The sequence below is a fragment of the Mesorhizobium sp. M0227 genome (assembly GCF_040321855.1).
GTDB lineage: Bacteria > Pseudomonadota > Alphaproteobacteria > Rhizobiales > Rhizobiaceae > Mesorhizobium.
Genome location: NZ_JAMYSJ010000002.1, coordinates 193,004 through 220,000, shown reverse-complemented (window position 1 = coordinate 220,000; position 26,997 = coordinate 193,004). Strand labels below are relative to the sequence as shown.

23 protein-coding genes are annotated in these 26,997 nt (G+C 64.0%); 8 read left to right on the top strand and 15 right to left on the bottom strand.

Annotation, left to right across the window (positions count from 1 at the left end):
• Positions 1–4 precede the first annotated feature (4 nt).
• From hpaH to NKJ00_RS04600, 5 genes are all read right to left on the bottom strand, one after another.
• Positions 5–811, bottom strand: coding sequence for a 2-oxo-hept-4-ene-1,7-dioate hydratase (hpaH, locus tag NKJ00_RS04620; RefSeq protein WP_023810842.1), 807 nt, complete (start codon positions 809–811; stop codon positions 5–7).
• Positions 808–1,680: a fumarylacetoacetate hydrolase family protein gene (locus tag NKJ00_RS04615; protein ID WP_352628941.1), complete on the bottom strand. Its 873-nt coding sequence runs from the start codon at positions 1,678–1,680 to the stop codon at positions 808–810. The genes hpaH and NKJ00_RS04615 overlap by 4 nt, the downstream gene beginning before the upstream one ends.
• 322 nt (positions 1,681–2,002) lie before the next feature.
• Positions 2,003–2,983, bottom strand: coding sequence for a 3,4-dihydroxyphenylacetate 2,3-dioxygenase (gene hpaD / locus NKJ00_RS04610; protein ID WP_023810844.1), 981 nt, complete (start codon positions 2,981–2,983; stop codon positions 2,003–2,005).
• A gap of 14 nt (positions 2,984–2,997) precedes the next feature.
• Complete coding sequence (hpaE, locus tag NKJ00_RS04605) at positions 2,998–4,515, bottom strand: 5-carboxymethyl-2-hydroxymuconate semialdehyde dehydrogenase (protein ID WP_352628939.1); 1,518 nt, start codon at positions 4,513–4,515, stop codon at positions 2,998–3,000.
• A gap of 11 nt (positions 4,516–4,526) precedes the next feature.
• A complete protein-coding gene (locus NKJ00_RS04600) occupies positions 4,527–4,913 on the bottom strand; it encodes a 5-carboxymethyl-2-hydroxymuconate Delta-isomerase (protein WP_023810846.1) in 387 nt (128 codons plus the stop codon).
• Positions 4,914–5,127: 214 nt separating this feature from the next.
• On the opposite strand from NKJ00_RS04600, the gene hpaR reads away from it, so the two are divergent.
• A complete protein-coding gene (gene hpaR, locus NKJ00_RS04595; RefSeq protein ID WP_127276380.1) occupies positions 5,128–5,523 on the top strand; it encodes a homoprotocatechuate degradation operon regulator HpaR in 396 nt (131 codons plus the stop codon).
• Positions 5,524–5,611: 88 nt separating this feature from the next.
• Here the strand turns inward: hpaR and NKJ00_RS04590 are convergent, their stop codons facing one another.
• The 4 genes from NKJ00_RS04590 to NKJ00_RS04575 all read right to left on the bottom strand — a co-directional run bounded on the left by NKJ00_RS04590 (position 5,612) and on the right by NKJ00_RS04575 (position 11,539).
• Positions 5,612–6,742 (bottom strand): glycine cleavage T C-terminal barrel domain-containing protein, encoded by a 1,131-nt coding sequence (locus NKJ00_RS04590; protein WP_031213091.1) that lies wholly within the window; start codon positions 6,740–6,742, stop codon positions 5,612–5,614.
• A 52-nt stretch (positions 6,743–6,794) separates the two neighbouring features.
• Positions 6,795–7,571, bottom strand: a complete 777-nt coding sequence (locus NKJ00_RS04585; protein ID WP_031213093.1) for an ABC transporter substrate-binding protein — start codon at positions 7,569–7,571, stop codon at positions 6,795–6,797.
• A 124-nt stretch (positions 7,572–7,695) separates the two neighbouring features.
• Positions 7,696–9,438, bottom strand: coding sequence for a hydantoinase B/oxoprolinase family protein (locus NKJ00_RS04580; RefSeq protein WP_352629074.1), 1,743 nt, complete (start codon positions 9,436–9,438; stop codon positions 7,696–7,698).
• A 16-nt stretch (positions 9,439–9,454) separates the two neighbouring features.
• Positions 9,455–11,539 carry a hydantoinase/oxoprolinase family protein gene (locus tag NKJ00_RS04575; protein ID WP_352440645.1) on the bottom strand — a complete coding sequence of 695 codons (2,085 nt, stop codon included), beginning with the start codon at positions 11,537–11,539 and terminating at the stop codon, positions 9,455–9,457.
• 220 nt (positions 11,540–11,759) lie between these two features.
• Between NKJ00_RS04575 and NKJ00_RS04570 the strand changes: the two genes are divergently transcribed.
• From NKJ00_RS04570 to NKJ00_RS04550, 5 genes are all read left to right on the top strand, one after another.
• Positions 11,760–12,587: a ferredoxin--NADP reductase gene (locus NKJ00_RS04570; protein WP_127294708.1), complete on the top strand. Its 828-nt coding sequence runs from the start codon at positions 11,760–11,762 to the stop codon at positions 12,585–12,587.
• 153 nt (positions 12,588–12,740) lie between these two features.
• Positions 12,741–13,790, top strand: a complete 1,050-nt coding sequence (deoC, locus tag NKJ00_RS04565) for a deoxyribose-phosphate aldolase (protein ID WP_352628937.1) — start codon at positions 12,741–12,743, stop codon at positions 13,788–13,790.
• Positions 13,791–13,855: 65 nt separating this feature from the next.
• A complete protein-coding gene (locus NKJ00_RS04560; RefSeq protein ID WP_352628934.1) occupies positions 13,856–16,228 on the top strand; it encodes an aldehyde dehydrogenase family protein in 2,373 nt (790 codons plus the stop codon).
• 268 nt (positions 16,229–16,496) lie between these two features.
• Positions 16,497–17,228: an SDR family oxidoreductase gene (locus tag NKJ00_RS04555; protein WP_352440647.1), complete on the top strand. Its 732-nt coding sequence runs from the start codon at positions 16,497–16,499 to the stop codon at positions 17,226–17,228.
• 218 nt (positions 17,229–17,446) lie between these two features.
• The gene (locus NKJ00_RS04550) at positions 17,447–18,292 is read left to right on the top strand and encodes a fumarylacetoacetate hydrolase family protein (protein WP_127294714.1); all 846 of its coding nucleotides are present in this window, start codon (positions 17,447–17,449) and stop codon (positions 18,290–18,292) included.
• A 274-nt stretch (positions 18,293–18,566) separates the two neighbouring features.
• On the opposite strand, the gene NKJ00_RS04545 is transcribed toward NKJ00_RS04550, so the two are convergent.
• From NKJ00_RS04545 to NKJ00_RS04520, 6 genes are all read right to left on the bottom strand, one after another.
• Complete coding sequence (locus NKJ00_RS04545; RefSeq protein ID WP_023810856.1) at positions 18,567–19,565, bottom strand: ABC transporter ATP-binding protein; 999 nt, start codon at positions 19,563–19,565, stop codon at positions 18,567–18,569.
• A 58-nt stretch (positions 19,566–19,623) separates the two neighbouring features.
• Positions 19,624–20,685 carry a Gfo/Idh/MocA family protein gene (locus NKJ00_RS04540; RefSeq protein WP_352553262.1) on the bottom strand — a complete coding sequence of 354 codons (1,062 nt, stop codon included), beginning with the start codon at positions 20,683–20,685 and terminating at the stop codon, positions 19,624–19,626.
• A complete protein-coding gene (locus tag NKJ00_RS04535) occupies positions 20,682–21,521 on the bottom strand; it encodes a carbohydrate ABC transporter permease (protein WP_352628931.1) in 840 nt (279 codons plus the stop codon). The genes NKJ00_RS04540 and NKJ00_RS04535 overlap by 4 nt, the downstream gene beginning before the upstream one ends.
• Before the next feature lie 223 nt (positions 21,522–21,744).
• Positions 21,745–22,674: a carbohydrate ABC transporter permease gene (locus tag NKJ00_RS04530; RefSeq protein WP_352553266.1), complete on the bottom strand. Its 930-nt coding sequence runs from the start codon at positions 22,672–22,674 to the stop codon at positions 21,745–21,747.
• A gap of 239 nt (positions 22,675–22,913) precedes the next feature.
• Positions 22,914–24,173 carry an ABC transporter substrate-binding protein gene (locus NKJ00_RS04525; RefSeq protein ID WP_352553268.1) on the bottom strand — a complete coding sequence of 420 codons (1,260 nt, stop codon included), beginning with the start codon at positions 24,171–24,173 and terminating at the stop codon, positions 22,914–22,916.
• A 2-nt stretch (positions 24,174–24,175) separates the two neighbouring features.
• Positions 24,176–25,135, bottom strand: a complete 960-nt coding sequence (locus NKJ00_RS04520) for an N-acetylmuramic acid 6-phosphate etherase (RefSeq protein ID WP_352628928.1) — start codon at positions 25,133–25,135, stop codon at positions 24,176–24,178.
• Positions 25,136–25,333: 198 nt separating this feature from the next.
• Here NKJ00_RS04520 and NKJ00_RS04515 point away from each other — a divergent pair, with 198 nt between their 5' ends.
• On the top strand, positions 25,334–26,215 hold the full coding sequence (locus NKJ00_RS04515; RefSeq protein ID WP_352628926.1) for a glucosamine kinase nucleotide-binding domain-containing protein: 882 nt from the start codon (positions 25,334–25,336) through the stop codon (positions 26,213–26,215).
• Positions 26,212–26,994 (top strand): GntR family transcriptional regulator, encoded by a 783-nt coding sequence (locus NKJ00_RS04510; RefSeq protein WP_027040192.1) that lies wholly within the window; start codon positions 26,212–26,214, stop codon positions 26,992–26,994. Before NKJ00_RS04515 ends, NKJ00_RS04510 begins: the two co-directional genes overlap by 4 nt.
• Positions 26,995–26,997: the final 3 nt, after the last annotated feature.

Genomic DNA, 26,997 nt, shown 5'->3' with positions numbered 1-26,997 from the left:
ACCGTCAGCCCTTCGCGAAGTGAATGCTGACCGTGCCCGAACTGCCGAAATCGGCGACGATTGTGTCGCCGGGCCGCGCCTCGACCGGGCGCACGAAAGAGCCTGACAGCACCACCTCGCCGGCCGCGATCGACATGCCGTAGCGGGCGAGCCTGTCGGCCAGCCAGGCAATGCCCATCGCCGGATGGTTGAGCACGCCGGCGCCGAGCCCGGTTTCCTCGACCTCGGCATTGCGCGAAACGATGGCGCCGATCCAGCGCATGTCGGCCTCATCAGGCCGCTGCGGCCGGCCGCCGATGACGATGCCGGCATTGGCGGCATTGTCGGAAATCGTGTCGAAGAAGGTGCGTGCCTTCTTCGTCTCGGCATTGATGCGTTCGATGCGCGTGTCGAGGATTTCCAGCGACGGGGTGATGTAGTCGGTGGCGTTGAGCACATCGGAGATGGTCACGCCGGGGCCTTTCAGCGGCGCCTTCATGACGAAGGCGATCTCGGCCTCGACGCGAGGCTGGATGAAGCGGCCGGCCGGCACCGTCGCGCCGTCATTGAAGAACATGTCGTCGAACAGCACGCCCGAATCCGGCGTGTCGATGGCAAGCGCGTACTGCATTGCCTTCGATGTCAGCCCGATCTTCCAGCCCTTCGGCTTCAGCCCGGCATCGATCTTGCGCGTCACCAGCGCCGCTTGCACGCGGTAGGCGTCCTCCATCGTCGCATCGGGAAAATCGAGGCTGAGCAGACGGATCTGGCGGCGCGACCGCTCGGCCTCGAACAGCCGTGCCGCGGCGTCTTCCACTTGCTCCGGGGTCATTGCGCTGCCTCGTCGACGACACCGTTTCTGAGCACGCCGATGCCATCGGCCTCCACCTCGATCACATCGCCGGGCTTCAGCCAGATCGGCGGATCGAAGCGGGCGCCGGCACCCGTCGGCGTGCCGGTGACGATGATATCGCCCGGCACCAGTGTGGTGAAGGTCGAGACATAGGCGATAATCTTGCGAAACGAGAAGATCATCCGGCTGGTGCGGTCCTGCTGGCGCAGCTCGCCATTGACGCGGGTGGTCAGCGCGATGTCGGCGATCTGCGCCTCGTCGGTGAACGGTACCAGCCACGGGCCGATCGAGCCGCTGCGGTCGAAATTCTTGCCTTGCGTGACGTTGAACTTGGCGTGCCGCACCCAGTCGCGGATGGTGCCCTCGTTGCACAGCGACAGCGCCGCGATGTGGCCGAGCGCATCGGCCTCCGCGATGCGGCGCCCGCCCTTGCCGATGACGATGACGATTTCGCCCTCATAGTCGAGTTGCGGTGATTCCGGCGGCCGCACCAGCGGCGCGCCATGGCCGACGAAGGAGCGGGGAAAGCGGATGAACAGCGACGGATTCGCGGGCGCCGCCTGGCCGTCCTTGTACTCCTCGTTGCGGTCGGGATAGTTGACGCCAACGCAGATGATCTTTTCCGGCGATAGGATCGGGATTTCATAGGCGATGGCGTCGAGCGGGAAGTCCGGGGCGAAGGCCTCGGCCTCTTCCGCCAGCCGCCGCAAGGCGCCGGCCTCGATCACTTCGCGCAGCGTCGGCCACTGTCTGTGGCGCGCCGACAGGTCGATGACGCCCTTGCTCGTGATCGCGCCATAGCGCGCCTTGCCGCCGGCGGTGAAGGTGGCGAGCCGTGCGGGGTTCATGCTGCGGCTCCGGCTTTGGTGATGTTGATTGCGGGCAAGGTTGGAGCTCTACGGCGCCCCCCTCTGTCCTGCCGGACATCTCCCCCTCTTGGGGGGAGATTGGATATCGTCTCTGCCTTCGCCAATTTCCAGCGTTGCGAGAAGGGCCCGGGCCGCGAGGCCAGCCAATCTCCCCCCTTGAGGGGGGTGAGGAGTGATCCGCGTAGCGGACGGGAAGCCAATTGCTTGGCTTTCCGGACGACGAACGCCCGAAGCGGCAGCGAAGGGCCGGGTCCGGCAGGACAGAGGGGGGCGCCAAGGAACGCAGACATCTCCAAATCCACTAAGGCGCAATGATCGGCGAAGCCGCCAAATCCGGCTGGCGCACCGCAGCTCCGGCAAATACACTACCCTCCTCGAACCAGCTTTTCGGCGCCGGCGCGCCCCACAGCGTCTGGCGCTGCGGGTCCTTGAGGTCCCATTTGATCGGCTCGAGGTCCGGATCGACCGTCTGGTAGTCCGAACAGTAGATCTCGATGCGGTGGTTGTCCGGGTCTCTGACATAGAGGAAGAAGGCATTGGAAATGCCGTGCCGGCCGGGGCCGCGTTCGATGTTCGGCAAATAGCCCGTCGTTGCCATCAGATCGAGCAGGTCGATGATGTTGAGCGGCGTCGGCACCCAGAAGGCGACGTGGTGCAGGCGCGGGCCGATGCCGTTGGTGAAGGCGATGTCGTGCACGCCGCCCTTGCGGTGCGTCCACGCCGCCCACAGTCTTCCGCTGCTGGCGTCCTCGGTATACTCGGTCACCCGGAAGCCGAGCTCGTTGTAGAAGGCGACGGACTCGTCGACATTGGGCGAGAAGCAGTTGAAGTGGTCGATGCGCAGCGGCTTCACGCCCTTGTACAGCGCGTATTTCTGGTGGATCGGCGGCAGCCGCTCCATCTCAGCGTAGAATTCGAGCGGAATGCCGTGCGGATCGCGGGTGCGGAAGGTTCGCGACTGGTAGGGTCGCTCGACCCATTTCACCGGCAGGCCTTTTCCCTTGAAGAAATGCACCGCTTTGTCGAGATCCTCGTCCGAGAAGACCTTGAAGCCGAGGTCGCGGGCTTCGGCCGTGGCCCCCTTCTTCAGCACGATACAATGGTGCCCGCGCTCCTCCAGCGCCCTGAGATAGATGGTGTCCGAAGTCTCGTCGGTGACCTGGAGGCCGAGCGTATCGACATAGAACGCACGGGATTTGGCGAGGTCGGTGACGGCCAGCTCGACATGGCTGAGGCGCACGATGTTGAAGGCGGGATAGAGATTGGGCTTGGGCAAGGGCATCTGATTTCCTCCGGTCAGCCGCCGAGTTTCTGGATCGCGTGCGCGGTCGTCGCGAAGGCTACGTTCTTCGTCTCCATGTAGAAGTCGAAGGAATGGTCCCCGCCGTCGCGGCCGATGCCGGAACTCTTGACGCCGCCGAACGGTGTCGGCAAATGGCGCACATTCTCCGAGTTGACCCAGATCATGCCGGCATCCAACGCATCGGTGAAGCGGAAGGCGCGGGTGACGTCGGACGTCCAGAGATAACCGGTCAGACCGTATTGGGTGTCGTTGGCCAGCGCGAGCGCTTCAGCCTCGTCCTTGAAGGGAATAGCGCTCAGCACCGGCCCGAAAATCTCCTCCTGCGCGATACGCATGCCGTTGGAGACGTTGGTGAACAGGGTCGGGCCGACAAAACAGCCGCCGCCCGGCCCATCGACCTTGCCGCCGCCGACGGCGAGCGTGGCCCCCTCCGACCTGCCGATCTCGATATAGGACAGCACCTTCTTTTCATGCACCGGATGGATCAGCGGCCCGACCACCGTTTTCGGATCGAGCGGATGGCCGACGACGATGCGCTTCGCCCTCTCCGCGACTTTGGCGGTGAAGCTTTCATAGATCGAGGCTTCGACCAGCAGTCGCGACGACGAGGTGCAGCGTTCGCCATTCAGCGAATAGATCATGAATACGGCGGCGTCGGCGGCGCGTTCGAGATCGGCGTCGGCAAAGACGATCACCGGGTTCTTGCCGCCAAGCTCGAAATGCACGCGCTTCAGCGTGTCGGCGCCTTGTTTCATGATCATCGAGCCGGTGCGGCTCTCGCCGACAAAGCCGATCGCCTTGATGTCGGGATGCTCGGTCAACGCCTTGCCGGCATCTTCACCCAGGCCGTTGACCAGGTTCCAGACACCCTTCGGCAGGCCGGCCTCCTCGGCGATCTCGACGAGCAGGCGGGCGGTCAGCGGCGAAAATTCAGCCGGCTTATGAACCACCGTGCAGCCGGCCGCCAGCGCTGGCGCGATCTTCCAGGTCGACAGCATGAACGGCGTGTTCCACGGCGTGATGATGCCTACCGGGCCGATTGGCACCCGCGTGGTGAGGTTGACCTGGCCCGTGGTCCGCAGCGTCTCGCCGTCGCGCGCTTCGGGCGCACGGTCGGCGAAGAAGCGGAAATTCTCGGCACCCCGCAACGCCGCCTTGGCCATAAATTTCAGCGCCTGGCCGGTATCCATGCATTCGACGAAGGCGATCTCCTCGGCACGCGCCTCGATCGCGTCGGCGATTCTGTGCAGCAGCTTCTTGCGTGCCTCGCCAGGCATGGCGGCCCAGGCCGGGAAAGCCGCCTTCGCCGCCCTGGCGGCGCGGTCGATGTCGGCAGCCCCGCCGCGCGCGACGCTTGCCAGCGGCTTCAGGTCGACCGGCGACAGCGTTTCGAACGTCGTGCCGTCGAGCGCCGGCACCGCCTCGCCGCCGATCTGGTTCAACACGCCATCGTGCTTGAAGCGGGCCAGATAGGCCTCGGCCTTATTCAGATTGCCTTGCAGGTCGGACATGTCGGGTTCCGTCACTTGCCGCGCAGTCGCGGGTGGATTGCGTTTCTCTTCCAGCTGAGCACCGGGTCGATTTCCCGGATTTCGAGCGACAGGGCGAAATGCGGGGTCTCGAACAGCGTGCCAAGGTATTCGCTCACCGCCGCGAAGACAGCCTCGCCAGTCCGCTTCTTGTCGTCGGCGCTGCGGCCGGTGCCGATGCGAAACGACATGTCGAGAAAGGCGTTTTCCGGCAGCCTGTCGGCCATCGCGTAGGCCTCGGCGCGAAACGCCCGCACCCGCACGGCGCCGGTTTCGAACAGCCCGGTGTCCAGCACTGTGCGCAACACCAGAGCGCACAATTCGCCCATATCGACCTTGGCATCGAGATTGGCCGAATACTCGATGGAGAAGTGAGGCACGGCGTTTCGTTCCCTGGGTTATTGCCTTGTTGTAGTTAACGCGTTAATTACATGCAGCATGCGCGAAGTCAAGCCTTGCATCGGGCTTGGCGCAACGATACGGGATGGCGGGAACGGGCCCTGGCAGGCGGATTCGGCCGAGGGAGGCCTGTTTCGATCGCAAGCGTGGGAGGCTCTTTTCTTGCTGCCGGAAAATACCCGTCGTTCTCTGCCGATGGCGCTGCTTCATGCCCGCGAAGCGGTGATGGCGCGGTTTCGGCCGATGCTTGCCGCGCATGACGTGACCGAACAGCAATGGCGCGTGCTGCGCGTGCTGAGCGAAGCCGGCCCGGTCGAGGCGACGGAACTCGCCGACCGCGCCTCGGTTTTGCCGCCCAGCCTGACGCGCATCATCAAGGCGCTCGAGGGACGCAAATTCATCACCCGCAACAAGGCCGAAGGCGACGGCCGCCGCGTCGTTCTAACCATTGCGCCCGCGGGTTCCGCCTTGATCGACGCCCTGTCGCCCGAGCGTCGTGTCATTTATGACGACATCGAACAGCGCTTCGGCCACGAAAAGCTCGAGCAGTTGCTCGATTTGCTGGAGACGCTGATCGATGGCGAAAGCTGATCGTTCCGGCTACCGCAGAAGTTTCGACGGTCGCTCGGGTTGACGGACCGCATACCTTGGACAGGCCGAAACACCCGATGGGGGTCAGCTAACCTCGCAACCTCACACCTTCCGGATCGAAGAACGGTATCGGCGCCACGACCGCACGCGTCGGCTGACCACCGATATCAATGTTCAATTCGGTGCCGACAGCCGTGAAGGGCAGCCGCAGATGCGCGGTGGCCAGCACCTTGCCGAGGGAATAGCCGTGGTCGCTGTAGGTGACGATGCCGGCGTCCTCGCCATCGGCCAGAACCTTGGCATCGGTCGCGGCCGGCTTGTCGCCGTCGAGGATCAGTCCGACCCATTGTTCGTCGAGGCCGGTGTCGCGGACCTTGAGAAGCGCCTCGCGGCCGACGAAATCGCCCTTGTCGAACTTGATCCAGCGGTCGAGGCCGACATGGAACGGGGTGCGGCTCTCGTCCATGTCGATGCCGTGCGCCGGGTAGGCCTTTTCCAGGCCCAGCGTGAACATCGCCAGCACGCCATAGGGTTTCAGGCCAAAGTCACGGCCGGTGCGCATCAGCGCGTCCCAGAGCGAGGCCGCCTCGTCGGCCGGCACGAACAATTCGAAGCCGAGTTCGCCGGTCACGCCGGTGCGCGAGATCAGCACCCGCGTGCCGTTGATATGGCCCGACGTGAACGACCAGCGCTTCAGTCCATCCAGATCGGCATCCGCAATCAACGCTTTCAGCAGTTCGCGCGAGCGCGGGCCCTGGATGGTCGGGAAGGCGATGGCCGCCGTGATGTCGGTGACATAGGCCTTGCGGCCCTGGGCGTGATGATGCAGCCAGGGCAGCATCTTCAGGCGGTTGACCGAGCCGGTCACCAGCATGAAGTGCTCCGGGCCCAACCGAAACACGGTGAGGTCGTCCATGATGCCGCCATCGTCGCGACAGACGGTGGAATAGCGCACCTGCCCCGGCTTCATCGCGGCGGCGTCATTGACGATGACATGGTTGACCAGCGCCTCGGCGTCCGGCCCCTTGACGTCCATCTTGCCCATCGTGCTGAGATCCTGCACGCCGACATTTTTGCGGGTGTTCAGGTGCTCGTCGGCAATGTCGGAATAAGTTTTGGCCGAGATGAAATCGCCCCCGACACGACCCATGGTCGCGCCCAGCCCGACGATGCTGCTGTAGAAAGGGGAACGCCGCTCAGCCAAGGAAGTCTCCATCATCCAAGAAAAACGGCAGCGCCAGGCGGCGCTGCCGAAGGTGATTGCGTCAGGATCAGCCGCCGTAGACGTCGAACGAGAAATATTTGTCGTTGATTTCCTTGTATTTTCCGTTGGCGCGCAGCGCGTCGATGGCCGTATTGAGCTTGTCGGCCAGTTCCTTGTTGCCCTTCTGCAGCGCGATGCCGACGCCGGGGCCGTGAATGGCCGGATCGGCCGTCAGAGTGCCGAGCAGCTTGCAGCAGGCGCCGTCGGGCTTCTTCAGCCATTCGGTCAAGATGATCGAGCCGTCCATCATCGCGTCGAGGCGGCCATTGGCCATGTCGGTGCGGGCGTCGTCGCCGGTCGGATAGGCCTTGACGGTGGAGCCTGAATATTTCTGCTCGGCGAATTTCTGGTGGATGGTCGCGGTCTGCACGCCGAGCGCCTTGCCTTTCAGGTCGTCCGGCGAGGTGCCCGCGACGGTTGAGTCCTTCGGTACGGCGATGGCCGGCGGTGTCTGGTAGTATTTGTGGGTGAACTCGACCTTCTCGGCCCGCTCGGGCGTGATGGTGATGTTGATGATGGCGTCGAACTTGCCGGCCTGCAGCGCCGGTATGGAACCATCGAAATCCTGCACGCTGAACTCACACTCGGCCTTCATCTCGGCGCACAGCGCCTTCCCCAAGTCGATGTCGAAGCCACCCAGCGTGCCGTCGGCACTGGCGTAATTGAAGGGCGGATAGGCGCCCTCGGTACCGATCCTGAGTTTTTTGTCCTGGGCGGAGGCGGCGCCCGTGGCAAGGGTGAGAGCGACGGAAGCGGCAAGCACGAAACGACCGGAAAGACGCATGTTCGAGTTCCCCGTTGAAAGCGGGAAGTCTACGGTCTTCCAGGCGTGTGACGGAGACGGAAACGACATGCGCTGCGGCGATCGCGGCGCGGCGGGCGATCCAGGCCAGGCGATCGGTGGTGCGTTACCCGGCGCGCTGCTTGTTGGTCGCCGCCCGGTCGATGGCCAACTCCCCGGCCGAGAGGACAACGCCAAACTTTTCGGTGGCTTCCTCTGATGTGTAGTACCCCAGCGCCACGTCGCGCAGCACCAGATCCGGATCGCGCTGCAGCGGATCGCCGTAGCCGCCGCCGCCCGGCGTGCCGACGCGCACGCGGTCGCCGGCCTTGAGCGCAATGTCCTGCTCCTTCGAAAGGTGCAGCGGCACATGTTCCTCGCCATTGCGGAAGACGGTCACCATGTTGACCGCGCCGTCCTTGCCGCCGAGTGCGCCTTGGGGGCCGAAACGGCCGTGATCCATGACGAAAGAAGCACGGGCGTCGCCGCGCAGGATTTCAACCTCATAGGCGAGGCCGAAACCGCCGCGATGCTTGCCGGCGCCGCCGGAGCCTTCACGCAAGGCGTAGTGGCGGTAAAGCACCGGGAATGCCTGTTCCATGATCTCGACCGGCGGCGATTTGGAAATGCCGATGGTCGAGCAGCCATTGGTCAGCCCGTCATGGCCTGAATTTCCGCCGTAACCGCCGCCGGAGATCTGGTACATGACGTAATCGCGGCCGCGCGCCGGGTCATTGCCGCCGAGCGCGAAATTGCCGCTGGAGCCGGCGGGCGCCGCCGTCACCTTGTCGGGCAGCGCCTGCACCATCGCCGCGAACACCGCCTCGGCGATGCGCTGCGACACTTCGGCCGCGCAGCCCGAGACCGGGCGTGGATATTTGGCGTCGAGGAAAGTGCCTTCCGGCCGCTTGACTTCAAGCGGTTCGAAGGCACCGGCGCTGATCGGCACATCAGGGAAAATGTGGCGCATGGCGAGATAGACCGAGGACAAGGTCGTCGCCAGCACGCTGTTCATCGGCCCGGCGCAGGGCTTTGACGAGCCGGTGAAATCGAAGGTCAGCGTGTCGCCCTGCTTCTCGACGGCGAGCGCGATGGTCAGCGGTTCGTTGACCACCCCGTCGGAATCGACAAACGCCTTGGAATGGTAAGTGCCGTCGGGAATGGCTGATATGTTGGCGCGCATCTGCTCAGCCGCGCGGCGGCGCAGTTCGGCGATCGCCTCGACAACCGTTTCGTCCCCGTAACGATCCAGGATTCCGTTAAGCCTGTCCTGGCCGATCAGCAGTGCGGCGGCCTGGGCCCTGATGTCGCCGATGCGCTGGTCGGCAACGCGGATGTTGGAGCAGATGATGGCGTAGATCTCCGGATCGAGCACGCCCTTCTTGAACAGTTTTACGGGCGGCAGCCGCAGGCCTTCCTGCTCGACCGCGGTCGCAGAGGCCGAAAAACCGCCCGGCACCGAGCCGCCAATGTCTGGCCAGTGGCCGGTGTTGGACAGCCAGCAGAAGATTTTTCCGGCCCGGTAGACCGGCATGGCGAAGCGCACATCCATCAGATGGGTGCCGCCGAGATAGGGGTCGTTGACGATGTAGATGTCACCCGGCTCCGGGGCTAGGCAGCGGCCGTCGGCGATCATCTCGATCACCGTCCTGGTCGAATATTGCATGACGCCGACGAACACCGGCAGGCCTTGGCTTCCCTGCGCGATCAGCGAACCATCGACAGCCGAATAGATGCCGTCGGAGCGGTCGTTGGCTTCGGCGATGACAGGCGAGAAAGCGGCGCGAGAGAACGCAAGGTCCATCTCGTCGCAGACCTGTTGCAGGGCCGCCTGGAGGACCGAAAGGGTGATGGCGTCGAGTTTTGCCATATCAATGTCAGGCATCTCAGGCCTCGCCGATGTCGATGATGATGTTGCCGTCGGCGTCGCAGCGTGCGCGGTCGCCGGGCTCGAGCACGGTGGTGGCGTCCATCTGTTCGAGGATCGCCGGCCCTTCGATTTCAGCGTCAAGCGGCAGTTTTTCGCGTGCATATACCGGCGTATCGTGCCAACGCCCGCCATACCAGACCGGCCGGATTTCGCGCCTTGCCTCATCCAGCGTTGTTGCGCGCCCCGCCGGATCGATCAGCCGCGACAGATCGATCGCCGGACGCACGCCGGTCACCGACGTGTTGAGATTGACGAGGTTGGCGCGGATTTCCGGCAGTTCGACCTTGAAGCGGGCGAAATAGGCCTTTTCGAAAAGCTGCTGCAGTGTTGCCCGCGTCACCGATGAGGACGGCAGCGGCACGTTGATGATGTGGGTCTGGCCGACGAACTGCATGTCGGCGGAGTGGGTAACGCGGATCGTCTCCGGCTTCACCGCTTCCTTGCCGATCAGCTCTTCACCTTCGTTTCGGTGGCGTTCCAATACAGTATGAAGCTGTTTTTCGTCGAGCACCGCCACCGGCTGGTTGATGGTGTTGACGAAGTCATGGCGCAGGTCGGCGACGACGCAGCCGAGTGCGTTGGTGATGCCCGGACGCGCCGGCACCAGCACCTTGGGCAGGCCGAGTTCGCGCGCCAGGGCGGTCGCATGCAGCGGGCCGGCGCCGCCAAAGGCGAACAGCGCGAAATCACGAGGGTCATGGCCGCGCGACACCGAGACCATGCGGATGGCGCCGGCCATCTTCATGTTGCCGAGCCGCAGCACCGCGCCCGCCGCCTCGACGCCGGACAGGCCGGTCGCCTTGCCGATCTTGTCCTCGAAAATGCTGGTGACGCGCTCTGATGTGACGGGATTTTGGACCGCCAGCAGCTTCTTCGGCGCCAGCCGGCCGAGCACCAGATTGGCGTCGGTAATGGTTGGCTCGAGGCCGCCACGTCCGTAGCAGATCGGGCCGGGATTGGCGCCGGCACTTTCCGGACCGATCTGGATCAGGCCGGCCGCATCGACGCGGGCGATCGAGCCGCCGCCGGCGCCAACCGTGTGCACCGCCACCATCGGCACATGGATCGGCATCGCATATTCGATCTCGATCTCGTTCGAGACTGCCGGCTCGGCATTGCGGATCAGCGCCACGTCGGTCGAGGTGCCGCCCATGTCATAGGTGACGAGGTTTTCGAAGCCGGCGCGTTTTCCGGTATAGGCGGCGGCGATGACGCCGGAGGCCGGGCCGGACATGACCGTCTTGGCCGATTCACGTGTGACGAAGCGGGCCGAGATCATGCCGCCATTGCCGTTCATGATCAGGAAGTCGCGGGCATAGCCTTTTGCGCCCAATTCCTTGCGCAGCCGCTCGACATAGCGCTCGAGGATCGGCTGCACGGAGGCGTTGACCGACGCGGTGACGCCGCGCTCGAACTCGCGCGCCTCCGACAGCAGCGCGTGGCCTGCCGTGATGTAGCCGTTCGGCCAGAGCTCGGCGGCGATTTCGGCGGCGCGCCGCTCATGTGCCGGGTTGGCGTAGGAATGCAGGAAATGGATGACGAGGGATTCGCAACCGGCCGCGATCAGCGTCTGCACGGCGTCGCGCATCTCGGTCTCGTCCAGCGGCGTGCGCACCGCGCCCGATGCTTCGACGCGCTCCGAGACTTCGAGCCTGAGATTGCGCGGAATGATCGGCACGAAGCTGCCGGTCATGCCATAGGCCTGCGGCCGCGTGCGCCGACCCAGTTCGATCACGTCGCGAAAACCGCGCGTGGTGATCATGCCGGTTTTCGCCAGCCGGCGTTCCAGCACCGCATTGGTGGTGGTGGTCGTGCCATGCACGATGAGGTCGATGCTATCGATGGCAAATCCGGTGGCGCCGAGTGCCGAAACGACACCGAAAGCCTGGTTGTCCACCGTGGTCGGCGTCTTGGCCAGATACACCCGGCCGCCGTCGCTTCCGTCGATCAGGAGCAGGTCGGTGAAGGTGCCGCCGACATCGATACCGGCGACGACATTTCCCCGGGAATTGCGCGCTTGCGCCGAAATATTCTCTTCCATCGTCGAAACCCGAAATGCGCGGACTACGGATATGCGCCAGTTTGGAAAGCTGTTTTAAGGGAGCATCTTGACGCAAATATCGTTTGTATACTAATAAATTCCGGACACAAGAGCTTGCCGCTTTGCAGTGTGCGAACAGCCCGCCGGGATCTGAATGGTCCGGGCGTGCAGGTGAAAGTTTGGCGCCCGCGTCCACGGTTGGGCCAGAAGGTTGGATTTGATGAACACCACATCCGCTCTCAACACCGTCGGCGCCCGACCGCTGCAGTTCCCGATTCCGGCCAACGTCTATGCCGAAACCGTCGTCTCGGTGAAGCACTACACCGACCGGCTGTTCTCGTTCCGCATCACCCGTCCGCAGTCGTTGCGCTTCCGCTCCGGCGAGTTCGTCATGATCGGCCTGCCCAATGCCGAGAAGCCGGTGTACCGCGCCTATTCGGTGGCAAGTCCGGCCTGGGACGAAGAGCTGGAATTCTTCTCGATCAAGGTGCCGGACGGCCCGCTGACCTCGGAGCTGCAGAAGATCCAGGTCGGCGACACCGTCATCATGCGCCAGAAGTCGACCGGCACGCTGGTGGTCGACGCGCTGACCCCGGCCAAGCGGCTGTTCATGATCTCGACCGGCACCGGCATCGCGCCTTTCGCCAGCCTGCTGCGCGACCCTGACACCTACGACAAATTCGATCAGCTGGTCCTGACCCATACCTGCCGCGACAATGCGGAACTCACCTACGGCCAGGAGCTGGTCGCGGCGTTGGAAAGCGACCCGCTGATCGGTGAACTGACCACTGGGCGCGTCACGCTCTACAATTCGACGACCCGCGAAGAGTCGGCACGCATGGGCCGCATCACCGCGCTGATCGGCTCCGGCAAGTTCTACAGCGATCTCGGCATCGACAAGCTCAGCCCGGAAACCGACCGCATCATGATCTGCGGCTCGATGCATATGCTGAAGGACGTCAAGGAACTGGCCGAAAGCCTCGGCTTCGAGGAAGGTTCGCTGAGCCACCCGGCGACCTTCGTGGTCGAGCGCGCTTTCGTCGGCTGAGCCGCACCTAACATCTCGAAGTCTGCGTTTTTGACCGCGCGGTCAAAAACTGCTGCTTTCGCCGCCTTTTTCGGCTATCACCGTCTGCAGGACTCGTGAAGTACGACTTCGCGGGCTATCTTCGGCACACGTCGCTGAATGAAAGGGCAGTAGATGAGCAGCACAATCCGAGAAGCCGATATCGGCTCGTCCAAGGTGACGCCGCTGCCGGCGCGTGCCGCCGCCAACACAGCCGTTCCACCGGACCATCGCATTGCGCGCAATCCCGGCATGAAGCTCGATCTCGGCTTCATGGAATCGGTGCGCAGCGTCAACCGCTCGGCGCTGGAACGGCGCGTCGCCAGCCTGACCAAGCGGCGCTCGATCAAGGCCGACAACCAGGCCGCCTGGCTGCTAAAGGCCGTCTCCTGCATGGATCTGACGACGCTGAATTCCAACGACACCGAGGAGCGCGTGCGCCGGCTCTGCGCCAAGGCGATCAATCCGTTCCGCCGCGACATCGTCGAGGGCCTGGGCATATCAGGTGAAACCATCCGCCCGGCCGCCGTCTGCGTCTACCATCCCTTCGTCACCACCGCCGTCGATGCCGTGCGCGGCGCCGGCATCCATGTCGCCGCCGTCTCCACCGCCTTCCCGCATGGTCTGGCACCCCTGTCGACCCGCCTGCAGGAAATCGAAGCCTCGGTCCGCGACGGCGCCGACGAGATCGACGTGGTCATTCCACGCGGGCTGGTGTTCGGCGCCAAATGGCGCGAGCTATACAATGAGATCGTCTCGATGCGCGCCGCTTGCGGTGACGCGCATCTGAAGGTCATCCTCGGCACCGGCGACCTCGCCACGCTGCGCAATGTCATGCTGGCCTCGATGGTAGCGATGATGGCAGGCGCCGACTTCATCAAGACCTCGACCGGCAAGGAAAGCGTCAATGCGACGCTGCCCGTCGGCCTCGCCATGGTGCGCGCCATCAGGGCCTATTTCGAGGAAACCGGCTATCTCATCGGCTTCAAGCCGGCCGGCGGCATTTCCACGGCCAAGGCCTCACTCGACTGGCTGGTGCTGATGAAGGAAGAACTCGGCCGCCCATGGCTGGAGCCGGACCTGTTCCGCTTCGGTGCGTCGAGCCTCTTGACCGACATCGAGCGCCAGCTCGAGCACCATCTGACCGGACACTATTCGGCCAATCATCGCCACGCGATGGCTTGAGCGCACCACACCCGATCGGCTTTGCCGATCGACCCTCCCAGGCGGGAGGGTGAAGGAGGCACCTGATGAACATCCTCGATCGCTATCATGCCATGGAGTACGGCCCGGCGCCGGAAGCCCGCAACGAGGCCGATGCATGGCTTGCCGCGCGCGATTTCGGCAAGGCGCTGTTCATCGGCGGCGACTGGAAAGCCGCGTCCGGCGGCAAGACTTTCGAAACCAGCGAGCCGTCTTCCGGCAAGCTGCTGGCCAAGATATCCGACGCCAATGCCGTCGACATCGACGCGGCGGTTGCGGCGGCCACCAAGGCGCTGCCGAAGTGGTCGGCAGCCTCGGGCTATCAGCGCGCCAAGGTGCTTTATGCCATCGGCCGCGCCATGCAGCGCCACCAGCGCCTGTTCGCAGTGCTTGAGACCATCGACAACGGCAAGCCGATCCGCGAAAGCCGCGACATCGACGTGCCGCTGGCGATCCGCCATTTCATACACCATGCCGGTTGGGCGCAGGCGCTGGACAAGGATTTCCCCGGCCACAAGGGTGTCGGCGTGGTCGGCCAGATCATCCCGTGGAACTTTCCGCTGCTGATGCTGGCCTGGAAGATCGCGCCGGCCCTCGCCGCCGGCTGCACCGTGGTGCTGAAGCCGGCCGAGTTCACGCCGCTGACATCAATCCTGTTTGCTGAGATCTGCGAGCGCGCCGGCGTGCCGAAAGGTGTCGTCAACATCGTGCAGGGCGGTCCTGAGGCCGGCGGGGCCATCGTCAACCATCCCGGCATCCAGAAGATCGCCTTTACCGGTTCTTCCGAAGTCGGCAAGATCATCCGGAAAGCCACCGCCGGCTCGGGCAAGAAACTGTCGCTGGAACTTGGCGGCAAGTCGGCCTTCATCGTCTTCGAGGATGCCGATCTCGACAGCGCCGTCGAAGGCTTGGTCGACGGTATCTGGTTCAACCAGGGCCAGGTATGCTGCGCCGGTTCGCGACTGCTGGTCCAGGAAGGCATCGCCGACGCCCTGATCGCCAAGGTCAAGACGCGGATGAGCCGGCTGCGCGTCGGCAGCCCGCTCGACAAGAACACCGATATCGGCCCGCTGGTCGACGCCACACAGCTCGAGCGCGTCAAGGGCCTGGTCGCCGAAGGTGCCAGGCAGGGCGCCGTCTGCTGGCAGCCGGATGCGGCGCTGCCGTCTTCCGGCTACTACCATCTGCCGACGCTCGCCACAGGTGTTTCGCCGGCTAACATATTGGCGCAAGAAGAGGTGTTCGGCCCTGTTCTGGCGACCATGACCTTCCGCAATACCGAGGAAGCGATCGAGCTCGCCAACAACACGCGCTATGGCCTCGCCGCCTCGGTGTGGAGCGAGAATGTCAACCTTGCCCTGCACGTCGCGCCGCAATTGAAGGCCGGCGTGGTCTGGGTCAACGGCACCAACATGTTCGACGCCGCCTGCGGCTTCGGCGGCTACCGCGAGAGCGGTTTCGGTCGCGAAGGCGGGCGCGAGGGCATGTTCGAATATCTCGCGGCGAAACTGCCGCTCGGCCAGATCATCAAGCCGGCGACGACCTCCGCACAGCCAGTCGAGCAGGCCGACGGCTCGGCAATCGACCGCACGGCAAAGCTATTCATCGGCGGCAAGCAGGTACGGCCGGACGGCAATTATTCGCTGGCTGTCGCCACCGCCAAGGGCAAGCTGGCCGGTGAGGTTGGTCTCGGCAGCCGCAAGGATATCCGCGACGCTGTCTCCGCAGCCCGCGCCTGTAGGGGCTGGCCCGAGGCGACCGCCTATAACCGCAGTCAGGTGCTTTACTATCTGGCCGAAAATCTCTCCGGCCGCGCCGCCGAGTTTGCCGCCCGCCTCACCGAGCTGACCGGCGCCAGCGCCAAGGCCGCGCGGGAAGAAGTAGAACAGTCCATAGAGCGCCTCTTCCTCTATGCCGGCCTTGCCGACAAGTTCGAGGGCCGCGTGCACCAGCCACCGGCGCGTGCCGTGACGCTGGCGCTTCATGAACCGGTCGGCGTCGTCGGCATCGTCGCCCCCGACAGCTCGCCGCTGCTCGGCCTGATATCGCTGGCCGCACCGGCTCTGGCCATGGGCAACACCGTGGTCGCCGTGCCGTCCGAGCGCTACCCGCTGCTGGCGACCGATCTCTACCAGGTCATCGAATATTCCGACATTCCCTCAGGCGCCATCAACATCGTCACCGGTCGCAGCGCCGAACTTGCCGGCGTGCTGGCCAAGCATGACGATGTCGACGGGCTCTGGGTGTTCGCCGATGCCGAGACCTGCGCCCAGGCCGAAGCCGAGTCCGTCGGCAACCTCAAGCGCGTCTGGAGCGGCAATGGCCGCGGCGTCGACTGGGCATCCGACGAAGCCGCCGGCGACGCCTTCCTGCGCCGCGCCGTCGAGGTCAAGAATGTCTGGGTGCCTTACGGCGATTAATGTATGTCGCCCAAAAGTGCGCAGCGGTTTTGGGGGCAACATATATAAAGGCAAAGAGCCAAAGCGCGTCGCGCGCTTTGATCTCCCCCCGGCGCTGTAGAGACCGTGTTCGGGGTTGACGCATGGACAGATGTTCTTTAACGAGAAAAAACATCTTTATCAGTGAACGATCAACGGGGCAGGCTGCACGATCATGCGCGACTGGCACATGACGCCTTGGCCAGCCGCGGGTAGACCCGGACTATCCCTAGCGGACGAGGAGAACAGTATGGCTGATCTGGCAGGCAAGGTCGTTGTCGTCACGGCAGCGGCGCAAGGCATCGGCAAGGCGAGCGCGCTGGCTTTCGCAAAAGCTGGCGCCACCGTCTACGCCACCGACATCAACGAGGCACTGCTGGCGGAGCTCGCCAAGACGCCGGGGATCAAGACCCGCAAGCTGGACGTGCTCAACGACGAAGCCGTCAACGCCGCCTTCGCCGAGATCGGCGTCGTCGACGTGCTGTTCAACTGCGCCGGTTTTGTCCATTCGGGCTCGATCCTTGAGATGAAGGACGGCGACCTCGATTTCGCGCTGAACCTCAATGTTCGCGCCATGATCCGCACCAGCCGGGCCGTGCTGCCCGGCATGCTGGAACGCGGCGACGGATCGATCATCAACATGGCCTCGCTGGCCAGTTCGACCAAGGGCGTGCCCAACCGGTTCGTCTATGGCCTGACCAAGGCCGCCGTCATCGGCCTGACCAAGGCGATCGCCGCCGACTATGTCGGCAAGGGCATACGCTGCAACGCCATTTGCCCCGGCACGGTCGAGAGCCCGTCGCTGCAGGACCGCATGCACGCGCAAGGCGACTACGATGCCGCCCGCGCCGCCTTCATCGCCCGCCAGCCAATGGGCCGGCTCGGCACGCCGGAGGAAATCGCCGATCTCGCCGTCTATCTGGCCGGCGCCACCTACACGTCCGGGCAGGCCTACAATATCGACGGCGGCTGGTCGATCTGACTGCGGAAATCATACGCGAGCAGGACGATCTGGCCCTTTCCCGGCGTTTAACAGGGGATCGAAGAGTCTGAAAATCCCGCGCGCCGGCTATCTTGTATGGCGATCGCGCTTGTCCGTAGTCAGGTCGATGGGTACGGTCCGCCGGTTCCTTAAAGGAGCATCGCCTTGGCGGAAAGTTTGCAAAGGGCCACGAGGCCGCAATCAGGAGAAGGATTTAGATGAAACTGCTGCGCTATGGCGAGGTGGGAAGCGAACGTCCCGGCCTGCTCGATGCGGATGGAACGATCCGTGATCTCTCCGCTCACGTCACCGATATCGGCGGCAAGACGCTCGACCCGGCATCGCTGGCTGCACTGGCCAAGCTGGATCCCAAGTCGCTACCGGCGGTTTCCGGCAGCCCGCGCCTCGGCGCCTGCGTTGCCGGAACCGGCAAGTTCATCTGCATCGGCCTCAACTATTCCGACCACGCCGCCGAGACCGGCGCCACCGTGCCGCCGGAGCCGATCATTTTCATGAAGGCAAGCTCGGCCATTGTCGGGCCGGATGACGACGTGCTGATCCCGCGCGGCTCGGAGAAAACCGACTGGGAAGTCGAACTGGCCGTGGTCATCGGCAAAACCGCCAAATATGTCAGCGAGGCCGATGCGCTCGACTATGTTGCCGGCTATAGCGTTGCCCACGACGTCTCCGAACGCGCCTTCCAGGCCGAGCGGCAAGGCCAGTGGACCAAAGGCAAGTCCTGCGACACGTTCGGCCCGACCGGCCCATGGCTGGTGACCAAGGACGAGGTAGCCGACCCGCAGAACCTCAAAATGTGGCTGACCGTCAACGGCAAGACGATGCAGAACGGCTCGACCAAGACCATGGTCTATGGCGTCAAATACCTGGTTTCCTACCTCAGCCAGTTCATGTCGCTGCACCCCGGCGACATTATTTCGACAGGCACGCCGCCCGGCGTCGGGCTCGGCATGAAGCCGCCGGTGTTTTTGAAGGCAGGCGATGTGGTGGAGCTCGGCATTGAAGGCTTGGGGCAGCAGAAGCAGACGTTCAAGGCTGACGTGTAGGCTTCTCTGTTCTCTCCTTGTGTCTCTGGAATGAGAAGAGGAAGGGGCGGTTTCGCGCCTTTCCTCTACCCCCGTCGATCGGGGGAGAGGTGGCGAGCGAAGCTCGACGGAGTGGGGGCTCGATCCGCTCGTCTGTCGAAGCGACTGTACTGACACGTCAGTCCCTATCCTATGGCGGTTTTGGCTTGGGTCCAGGTCTTCCCCCACTCCGTCGCCGCTTCGCGGCGCCACCTCTCCCCCCTCCGGAGGGAGAGGAAAGGAAGAGGGTGTCAAGCTACTTCAACACCTTCCCATCAGCGCCAAACCGATACGTCTTCGCCGGATCCGGCGTCGCATAGAGCGTCGCACCCGGCTCTGCATCATAGACGCCGAAAATGCGCACGGTAATCAGCCCCGCCTTCTCGCAATCGAGATACAGATTGGTGTCGGCGCCGAGGTGCTCGGCGTGCACCACCGTTCCCTTCCAGGCGCCGGATTTCGGATCGACGGTCAAATGTTCCGGCCGCACGCCGATGGTCTTGGCGGTTTCGCCGAGGCGGGCGCCGTCGACGAAATTCATCTTCGGTGAGCCGATGAAGCCGGCGACGAACTCATTTGCCGGCGAATTGTAGAGCTCCATCGGGCCGCCGATCTGCTCAATCCTGCCGGCATTGAGCACGACGATCTTGTCGGCCAGCGTCATCGCCTCGACCTGGTCGTGGGTGACGTAGATCATCGTTGCCTTCAGCCGGCGATGCAGCTGCGCGATCTCCAGCCGCGTGTTGACGCGCAGTGCCGCATCGAGGTTCGAAAGCGGCTCGTCGAAGAGAAAAAGCTTTGGCTCGCGCACCACGGCGCGGCCGATGGCGACGCGCTGGCGCTGGCCGCCGGAGAGTTCGGCCGGCCGTCTTTCGAGATAGGGCTCCAGCGACAGCATCGATGACGCGATGCCGATGCGGCGCTCGATTTCGGCCGCCGGCGTTCCTGCCTGCTTGAGGCCAAGGCCCATATTGTTCTTCACCGTCAGATGCGGGTAGAGCGCATAGGTCTGGAACACCATGGCGATGCCACGCTTGGCCGGCGGCGTGGCCGAGACGTCCGCGCCGTCGATGACGACGCGGCCCGAGGTCGAATCCTCCAGTCCGGCAATGACTCTGAGCAAGGTCGACTTGCCGCAGCCAGACGGGCCGACGAAGACGACGAACTCGCCGTCGTTCACTTCGAGGTTGATGCCCTTCAGCACCTCGACCGGCCCGAAGGCCTTCTTCACGTTCTCAATGTTCAGCGAGCCCACGGCAGTCCTCCAAATTGGAATGTGGGCGCGAATGCAACCCGTGACGACAATTCTGCGGTCACAATCGCACCGCCTTTCCACTGCGCACGCTCTCGTCTGCGGCAAGGCAGACGGCGAGCGATTTGACCGCGTCGTCCATATGTTTGGTGAGATCCAGATCCTCGCGGATCGCCTTCAGCACGAAGGCCTGTTCGAGGTCGCAGAGGTCCTGATGGCCGGGTTCGCCCTCCATTGACAGCATCTCGTCGGCTTTGAGAAACTTGCCGTCCGCGCCGGTCGCCGCATTGTGCAGGCGGATGGTGGAGGTCTTGGTGTGGGTGTCGATGTCGTCGGACTTCACACCTTCCTTCATGACGATCGACACGCAGCCATTGGGCGAGATGACGTCCTTCACAAAGAACGCCGTTTCCGAAATCATCGGCCCCCAGCCGGCCTCATACCAGCCGACCGACCCGTCATCGAACAGCACCTGCAGATGGCCGTAATTGTACATCGAGGGTGCCACCTCCTCGGTCAGCCGCACGCCCATGCCACGCACCTCGATCGGTTTGGCATCGGTGATCTGCAGCATGACGTCGAGATAGTGCACGCCGCAGTCGACGATCGGCGACGTCGTCTGCATCAACTGCTTGTGCGTCTCCCAGGTGTGGCCCGAGGATTGCTGATTGAGGTTCATGCGGAAAACGTAGGGGCCGCTTAGCTTGCGCGCTTCGGCGATCAGCCTGATCCAGGACGGGTGATGGCGCAGGATATAGCCGATCACCAGTTTTCTGCCATTGGCCTTCGCCGCCGCGACGACGCGCTTGGCGTCGGCCACCGTCGTTGCCAGCGGCTTTTCGACGAAGACATGGCAACCGGCCTCGAACGCCCTCACCGCATAGTCGGCATGGCTGTCGGAATAGGTGGCGATGCAGGCGACATCGGGCTTTTCGTCACGCAGGGCTTCATCGAAGGAGCGCCTTATGCCGTAACCCGACAGCCTGTCCGGCAGCGGCACGTCGGAGCGGTTGATCAGCGCTGCGATCTGAAAACCTGGATTGGCATGGTAGGCCAGCGCGTGGCTGCGGCCCATATTGCCGAGGCCGGCAACGACGACGCGAAGAGGTGTTTCAGAGTTCACTTGACGGCTCCCGACGTGATGCCGCGGATCAGCTGCCGCGAGAAGATGACGTAGAGGATCAGCACCGGCATGATCGCCAGCGACAGTGCGGCCAGGATGGCATTCCAGTTGGTGACGAACTGGCCGAGGAAGAGCTGTGCGCCAAGCGTCACCGTCTTGGTTTCCTCCGATGGCGCCAAGATCAGCGGGAACCACAGGTCGTTCCAGATCGGGATCATGGTGAAGACGGCGACGGTTGCCATCGATGGCCTGACCAGCGGCAGCACCAGGCGGAAGAAGATGGTGTATTCGGACAGGCCGTCGATGCGGCCGGCATTCTTCAGATCGTCCGAGACCTGCTTCATGAATTCCGACAGGATGAAGACGGCAAGCGGCAGGCCCTGCGCGGTGTAGACCAGGACCAGCGCCGTCAGCGTGTTGACCAGCCCGCTCACCACCATCAATTGCAGGATGGCGACGGTGCCCAGCCGGATCGGGATCATAATGCCGAGCGCCAGATAAAGCCCCATCAGCGAGTTGCCGCGGAAGCGGTATTCCGACAGCGCGAACGCCGCCATGGCGCCGAACAACAGCACGAAGAACAGCGAGGCGACGGTGACGACGAGGCTGTTCTGGAAATAGTGGATGAAGTCGCCCTGGCCGATCACCGTCGTGTAGCCGATCAGGTCGAAGGTTTTGGGCGTCGGCGGCGTCAGCGGCGCGCCGAAGATGCCCGCGCGCGACTTGAACGAGTTCATGATGACGAGGATCACCGGAAACAGCGCGATCGCCGTGTAGGTCAACAGGATCGCGTGGGCGCCGATGGTGCGGGGCACGGAACGGGTGGCGGTGCTCATTGGGAGGTCTCCTGACGCACACTTCCAAGGAATGGCGCCAAGGCACCCCCCTCTGTCCTGCCGGACATCTCCCCCGCAAGGGGGGAGATCGGATGTCGCGACTGCTTTCGCCAATCACCAACGCAGCAAGATGGCCGGCAAGGCCAACGCTGCCAATCTCCCCCCTTGCGGGGGAGATGGCCGGCAGGCCAGAGGGGGGTGTTCAAGCTCGACATCTCGCCCCTCAGAACTGGTAGCGACGCAGGCGCGTCTGGACGAGGAAGAGGTAGACGCAGACGCCGCCGAGGATGATCAGGAACATCATCGTGGCGATCGCCGCGCCCATATTGGGGTCGCCGACCTGCAGCTGGAAACCGAAGAAGGCGCGATAGAGGAAGGTGCCGAGAATGTCGGTCGAATAGTTTGGCCCGGCGAGCGCCCCTTGCGCGGTGTAGATCAGGTCGAAGGCGTTGAAATTGCCGACGAAGGTGAGGATCGAGATGATGCCGATCGATGGCAGGATCAGCGGCAGCTTGATCTTCCAGAACTGCGACAGGCCGGTAATGCCGTCGCATTCGGCCGCCTCGATCACCTCTTCGGGAATCGACAGCAGGGCTGCGTAGATCAGCATCATCGGGATGCCGACGAACTGCCACACCGAGATCAGGCTAAGCGCCGTCAGAGCATATTGCTCCTTGCCCAGCCACGGCGTGAACAAGCTTTTCAGGCCGACAAGATCCATCAGATGCGGCGCCACGCCCCACAGCGGCGACAGGATCAGCTTCCAGGCGAAGCCGACGATGACGAAGGACAGGATCGTCGGAACGAAGATCGCCGTGCGGTAGAAGGCCGCGAATCTCAGTCTCGGGCTGGACAGCAGCGCGGCCAGCATGACGCCGATCGGGTTCTGCACCAGCATGTGGATGATGAAGAACCAGGTGTTGTTCCTGAGCGCGTTCCAGAAACCCACCGACCAGTTGGGGTCGCCGAACAGGGTGCGGAAGTTTTGCAGCCCGACGAAGACCTGGTGCTGCTCGATGTTGCGGAACAGCGACAGCTGCAGCGTGCCGGCGAGCGGCAGGATCATGATCGCCGTGTAGACGAGCACCGCCGGCGCCAGGAAGATGCCGATGTGCCAGCGGAACGGTCTTTTCGGTCGTGTTTCTGCGGCCATGAGTTCGGTCCCCGCCGTCTCTCGGTTCCAAAGGGTATCGATCTAGATGATGCCTCGATGCACGGCCCGACCGTTCTTGCCCGATGCGGCAAGAACAAAGGCCTGCGACTGGTCAGCTAGCCTTTCCCCACAACAGCGAGGGTAAGGCCGAGAGGCGGTGCCGACAATCGCAATCTGAAAAACCAGGATAGTCCGAGACCGGCCAGGCATACGCCCGGCCGATCTCGTTGCCTGAGCGCTTACTTGGCCGGCTTGTACCAGCTGTCGAGACCGGTCTGCAGCTTCTTGGCTGCAGCGTCCGGGGTGTCGGTGCCGTTGATGACGTTGGCCGATTCAACCCAGGTCTCGTTCTCGAGGTTCGGCGTGCCGCGCGACAGGATCTGGTAGGTCGAGCGGATCGTCGACTTGCACTTGCCGCGCCAGGAGACGAATTCCTGCGCCAGCGGGTCTTCCATCTTCACCGGCGCGGAGTTCAGGCTGAAGAAGCCCGGCAGCGCGTTGGCATAGATGGTGGCGAAATCCGGCGAAGCGACCCAGGACAGGAAGGTCTTGGCCGCATCGGCGTTCTTCGAAGCCGCATTCAGGCCCATGCCGATATCGGTATGGTCGGAGATGTAGCAGGTGTCGCCGGCCTTTTCGACCGGCGGCGGGAAGGCGCCCATCTTGAACTGGGCCTGGGTGTTGAACAGGCCGATTTCCCACGAGCCGGCCGGGTAGATGGCGGCGCGGCCGAGCGTGAACAGGTTCTGGCTGTCCGGATAGGTCTGCGCCTCGAAACCGTCACCCAGATAAGGCTTCCACTTGGCCAGTTCCTCATACGGCGCGACCCAGTCCTTGTCGGTCAGCTTCTGATCGCCCTTGATCAGCGCTGCGCGGCCGTCCTCGCCCTTCCAGTAGTTCGGGCCGATGTTCTGGTAGCCCATGGTCGCGGCTTCCCAGAGATCCTTGGTGCCCATCGCCATCGGGATGTAGGTGCCGTCGGCCTTGATCTTCTCGAGCGCGGCGAAGAACTCGTCGCGGGTCTCCGGCACCTTGATGCCGAGCTTTTCGAAGGCGTCCTTGTTGTAGATGAAGCCGTGAATGACCGAGGCCATCGGCACGCAGAAGCTCGCCTTGCCGTCGTCGGTCTGCCAGGCGGACTTGGCCACCGGCGAGAAGTTCTCCATGCCGGGCAGCGCCGAGAGGTCGGCAAGGTTGCCCTTCTTGAACAGTTCAAGCGACTTGTCGAACGGGCGGCAGGTGATCAGGTCGCCCGCCGAGCCGGCGGCGAGCTTGGCGCCAAGTGCGGCGTCATACTCGGTCGGGGCCGACGGTGCGAACACCACCTTGATGCCCGGGTTCTTGGCTTCGAAGGCCGGGATCAGCTTGTCCTTCCAGATGGCAAGGTCGTCGCCGCGCCAGCTTTCGATGTTGAGTGTTACGTCGTCGGCATAAGCAACCCCGGCCGAGCCGAGAATGCTGGTGCCCAGAAGCAGTGCCGTCAGTAGTTTCGTTGTCATGCTCAGTCTCCCTGTTGACCTTTTTCAGGTTCGGTTTTGATGAGAACGGAGGCAGTGCGCCCCTTGCTCCCCTCTATAGCGGAAAGGGCCGGCCGCAGCTTCTGGCCGGCCTCTTCCAGTATTTTCTGCGCCGCGTCAGCGCTGGCGGCGCCGGCGGCGAGCAGAATGGCGGTCTTGACCGCGCCGCCGCTCTTCTCGAGCAGGCGGGCCGCCTCGTCCGTGTCGCGCCCGCTGACGGCGGCGACGATGCGCGCCGCGCGGTCGCGCAGCTTGATGTTGTCGGCCATGAGATTGACCATGTAGCCGTCATGCACATGGCCGAGATGGATTGCGGTCAGCGTCGACAGCATGTTGAGCGCGATCTTCTGGGCGGTGCCGGCGCCCATGCGCGTCGAACCGGCGATCAGCTCCGGCGGCGTTTCGAGCAGGATGGCGGTTTGTGCCTGGCGCAGCAGCGCACAGTCCCTGTTGTTGGCGATGCCGATGGTGGCAGCGCCACGGCGGGCAGCCTCCTCGATGGCCTTGACGGCATAGGGCGTCGTGCCGCTGGCGGAAATGGCGATCAGGCAGTCGCCCTTGCCGAGGCCCGCCTCGGCGACCGCTGCCGCAGCCTCCTCGGTATCGTCTTCCGGCCCGCCGGCCAGCGTGCGGAAAGCGTCGGCGCCGCCGGCGATCAGGATGGCAATACGGTCACGATGAATGCCGAAGGTGCCCGGAAGCTCCAGCGCATCGGCCAGTGCCATCAGGCCTGAGCTGCCGGCCGCGGCGTAGGCAAGCTTGCCCCCGCTCTTCAGCCTGCCCGCGATGATTTCGGCTGCCCTGGCAATGGATGGAATGGCATGGCGCACGACCTTCGCGGCTTCGATCTGCGCGTCGGCCAAATAGGAAAGGACGGTGTCCGGGGCCTGGATATCCAGCCCCTCGGCATTTTTGTGAAGCGCTTCGGTGCGCGTTTCGGCCATCCCGGTTCCTCCAATACCAGAACAATACCAAAAAAATACCACTTGTCCACACGCATTAACGAATTCGCTGGTCGGAAATCGCTGAGCCGACGAGATACGCAGATTTTCCAATAAAATACGGCTTAATCTTTTTGAAACGGAAATTAACCCTTGGCTATTGGTATTTTATTGGTATTATCCGCATGGAGGAGAAATCACGTGAATTTCGTGCTCGGAATCGATGGCGGCGGCACCAGCTGCAGGGCCGCCCTGGCAACGGCGGACGGCATGGTGATCGGCCGCGCCAAAAGCGGCGCCGCCAACATCCGCACCGACCTGACCGGCGCCCGCTCGAACATCGTCGAGGCCGCGCGGCAGGCGTTCCTCGCCGCCGGGCAGGATGCGGAATTGATCCCGCGAACTCCCGCAATTCTCGGCCTTGCCGGCGCCAATGTCGGCACCTACCGTCAGCAGCTCGAAGCGATCCTGCCGTTCAGCATCAGCCGCGTCGAGACCGACGCCGAGATCGCACTGGAAGGCGCTGTCGGCTCCGGCGACGGCGCCATGGCGATCCTCGGCACCGGCACCGCCTATATGGCGCGCAGACAAGGCAAATCGCGCGCCATCGGCGGCTGGGGCTTCCAGGTTGGCGACCAGGGCAGCGGCGCCCGTATCGGCCGCGACCTGCTCGAACAGACACTGCTTGCCTATGACGGCGTCCGCGAAGGTTCGCCGCTGACGCAGAGCATGCTGGCCGTGTTCCGCAACAACCCGGAGGACGTCGTCGAATTCACCACCAATGCCAAGCCGGGTGACTTCGGCGGCTTCGCACCCAAGGTGTTCGAGCATGCCGGGAAGGGCGACAGCGTCGCCAACTGGATCCTCGACAGGGTGGTCGCCGATGTCGAAGCCTCGCTCGGCGCGCTCGACCTCTCAGAAGACGCGCCGCTGTGCCTGCTCGGCGGGCTGGCGCCGCTCTACGCGCCGCGGCTGTCTGCCCGCTACCGGGCGCTGCTGAAGCCGCCGCTCGACGACGCGCTGGGCGGCGCGGTGCAGATGGCGGTTCGCCTTTTCGCCGGACACGCGGAGGCAACTCGATGAGCGAGGCCGCCGACCAGATCTTCGCCACGCTCAAACATCAGGCGCAAAGCGGCGCGCCGCTTTATCTGCAGCTTCGCAAGAGCATCGAGGACGCGGTCAATCGCGGCCTGATCGGGCCGGGCGACGCGCTGCCTTCCGAGCGCGACATCGCCACCAAGGCCGATATTTCGCGGGTCACCGTGCGCAAGGCGGTGCAGGACCTCGTCAAGGGCGGCATCCTGGTGCAGCGCCACGGCTCCGGCACTTTCGTGGCGCCGCGCATGGAGCGTGTCGAACAGTCGCTGTCGCGGCTGACCTCGTTCACCGAAGACATGGCGCGGCGCGGCATGGCTGTGCGTTCGGCATGGCTCGACCGAGGCCTTTACGCACCTTCGCCCGACGAGATGATGGTGCTCGGCCTGTCGTCGAGCGAACTCGTGGCGCGCGTGGCGCGCCTGCGCATCGCCAACGACACACCGCTGGCGATCGAGCGCGCCTCGCTGTCGGCCAGCGTGTTGCCCGACCCGGCCGATATAGGCTCCTCGCTCTATGCGGCGCTGGAATTGACCGGCAACCGGCCGGTGCGCGCCGTGCAGCGCATTTCCGCCGCCAATCTCGGCGACAGCGACGCGCGCCTGCTCGAAGTGCCGCCAGGCATTGCCGGCCTGCACATCGAACGCATTTCCTATCTGGCGAGCGGCAAGGTGATCGAATTCACCCGCTCCATCTACCGGGGCGACGCCTATGATTTCGTCGCCGAACTGCGGCTGACAGGGCCGAGCGAAGAGGGCCGACCATGAGCA

Excerpts from the sequence above, each read along its gene's own strand:
- NKJ00_RS04535 (WP_352628931.1), bottom strand. The coding sequence starts at position 21,521 with ATGAGCACCGCCACCCGTTCCGTGCCCCGCACCATCGGCGCCCACGCG.
- NKJ00_RS04510 (WP_027040192.1), top strand. The coding sequence starts at position 26,212 with ATGAGCGAGGCCGCCGACCAGATCTTCGCCACGCTCAAACATCAGGCG.
- NKJ00_RS04530 (WP_352553266.1), bottom strand. The coding sequence starts at position 22,674 with ATGGCCGCAGAAACACGACCGAAAAGACCGTTCCGCTGGCACATCGGC.
- NKJ00_RS04550 (WP_127294714.1), top strand. The coding sequence starts at position 17,447 with ATGAAACTGCTGCGCTATGGCGAGGTGGGAAGCGAACGTCCCGGCCTG.
- NKJ00_RS04555 (WP_352440647.1), top strand. The coding sequence starts at position 16,497 with ATGGCTGATCTGGCAGGCAAGGTCGTTGTCGTCACGGCAGCGGCGCAA.
- hpaR (WP_127276380.1), top strand. The coding sequence starts at position 5,128 with ATGGCGCTGCTTCATGCCCGCGAAGCGGTGATGGCGCGGTTTCGGCCG.
- hpaD (WP_023810844.1), bottom strand. The coding sequence starts at position 2,983 with ATGCCCTTGCCCAAGCCCAATCTCTATCCCGCCTTCAACATCGTGCGC.
- NKJ00_RS04615 (WP_352628941.1), bottom strand. The coding sequence starts at position 1,680 with ATGAACCCCGCACGGCTCGCCACCTTCACCGCCGGCGGCAAGGCGCGC.
- NKJ00_RS04520 (WP_352628928.1), bottom strand. The coding sequence starts at position 25,135 with ATGGCCGAAACGCGCACCGAAGCGCTTCACAAAAATGCCGAGGGGCTG.
- NKJ00_RS04580 (WP_352629074.1), bottom strand. The coding sequence starts at position 9,438 with ATGGCAAAACTCGACGCCATCACCCTTTCGGTCCTCCAGGCGGCCCTG.
- NKJ00_RS04590 (WP_031213091.1), bottom strand. The coding sequence starts at position 6,742 with ATGATGGAGACTTCCTTGGCTGAGCGGCGTTCCCCTTTCTACAGCAGC.
- hpaE (WP_352628939.1), bottom strand. The coding sequence starts at position 4,515 with ATGTCCGACCTGCAAGGCAATCTGAATAAGGCCGAGGCCTATCTGGCC.
- NKJ00_RS04560 (WP_352628934.1), top strand. The coding sequence starts at position 13,856 with ATGAACATCCTCGATCGCTATCATGCCATGGAGTACGGCCCGGCGCCG.
- hpaH (WP_023810842.1), bottom strand. The coding sequence starts at position 811 with ATGACCCCGGAGCAAGTGGAAGACGCCGCGGCACGGCTGTTCGAGGCC.
- NKJ00_RS04585 (WP_031213093.1), bottom strand. The coding sequence starts at position 7,571 with ATGCGTCTTTCCGGTCGTTTCGTGCTTGCCGCTTCCGTCGCTCTCACC.
- NKJ00_RS04570 (WP_127294708.1), top strand. The coding sequence starts at position 11,760 with ATGAACACCACATCCGCTCTCAACACCGTCGGCGCCCGACCGCTGCAG.
- deoC (WP_352628937.1), top strand. The coding sequence starts at position 12,741 with ATGAGCAGCACAATCCGAGAAGCCGATATCGGCTCGTCCAAGGTGACG.
- NKJ00_RS04525 (WP_352553268.1), bottom strand. The coding sequence starts at position 24,173 with ATGACAACGAAACTACTGACGGCACTGCTTCTGGGCACCAGCATTCTC.
- NKJ00_RS04575 (WP_352440645.1), bottom strand. The coding sequence starts at position 11,539 with ATGGAAGAGAATATTTCGGCGCAAGCGCGCAATTCCCGGGGAAATGTC.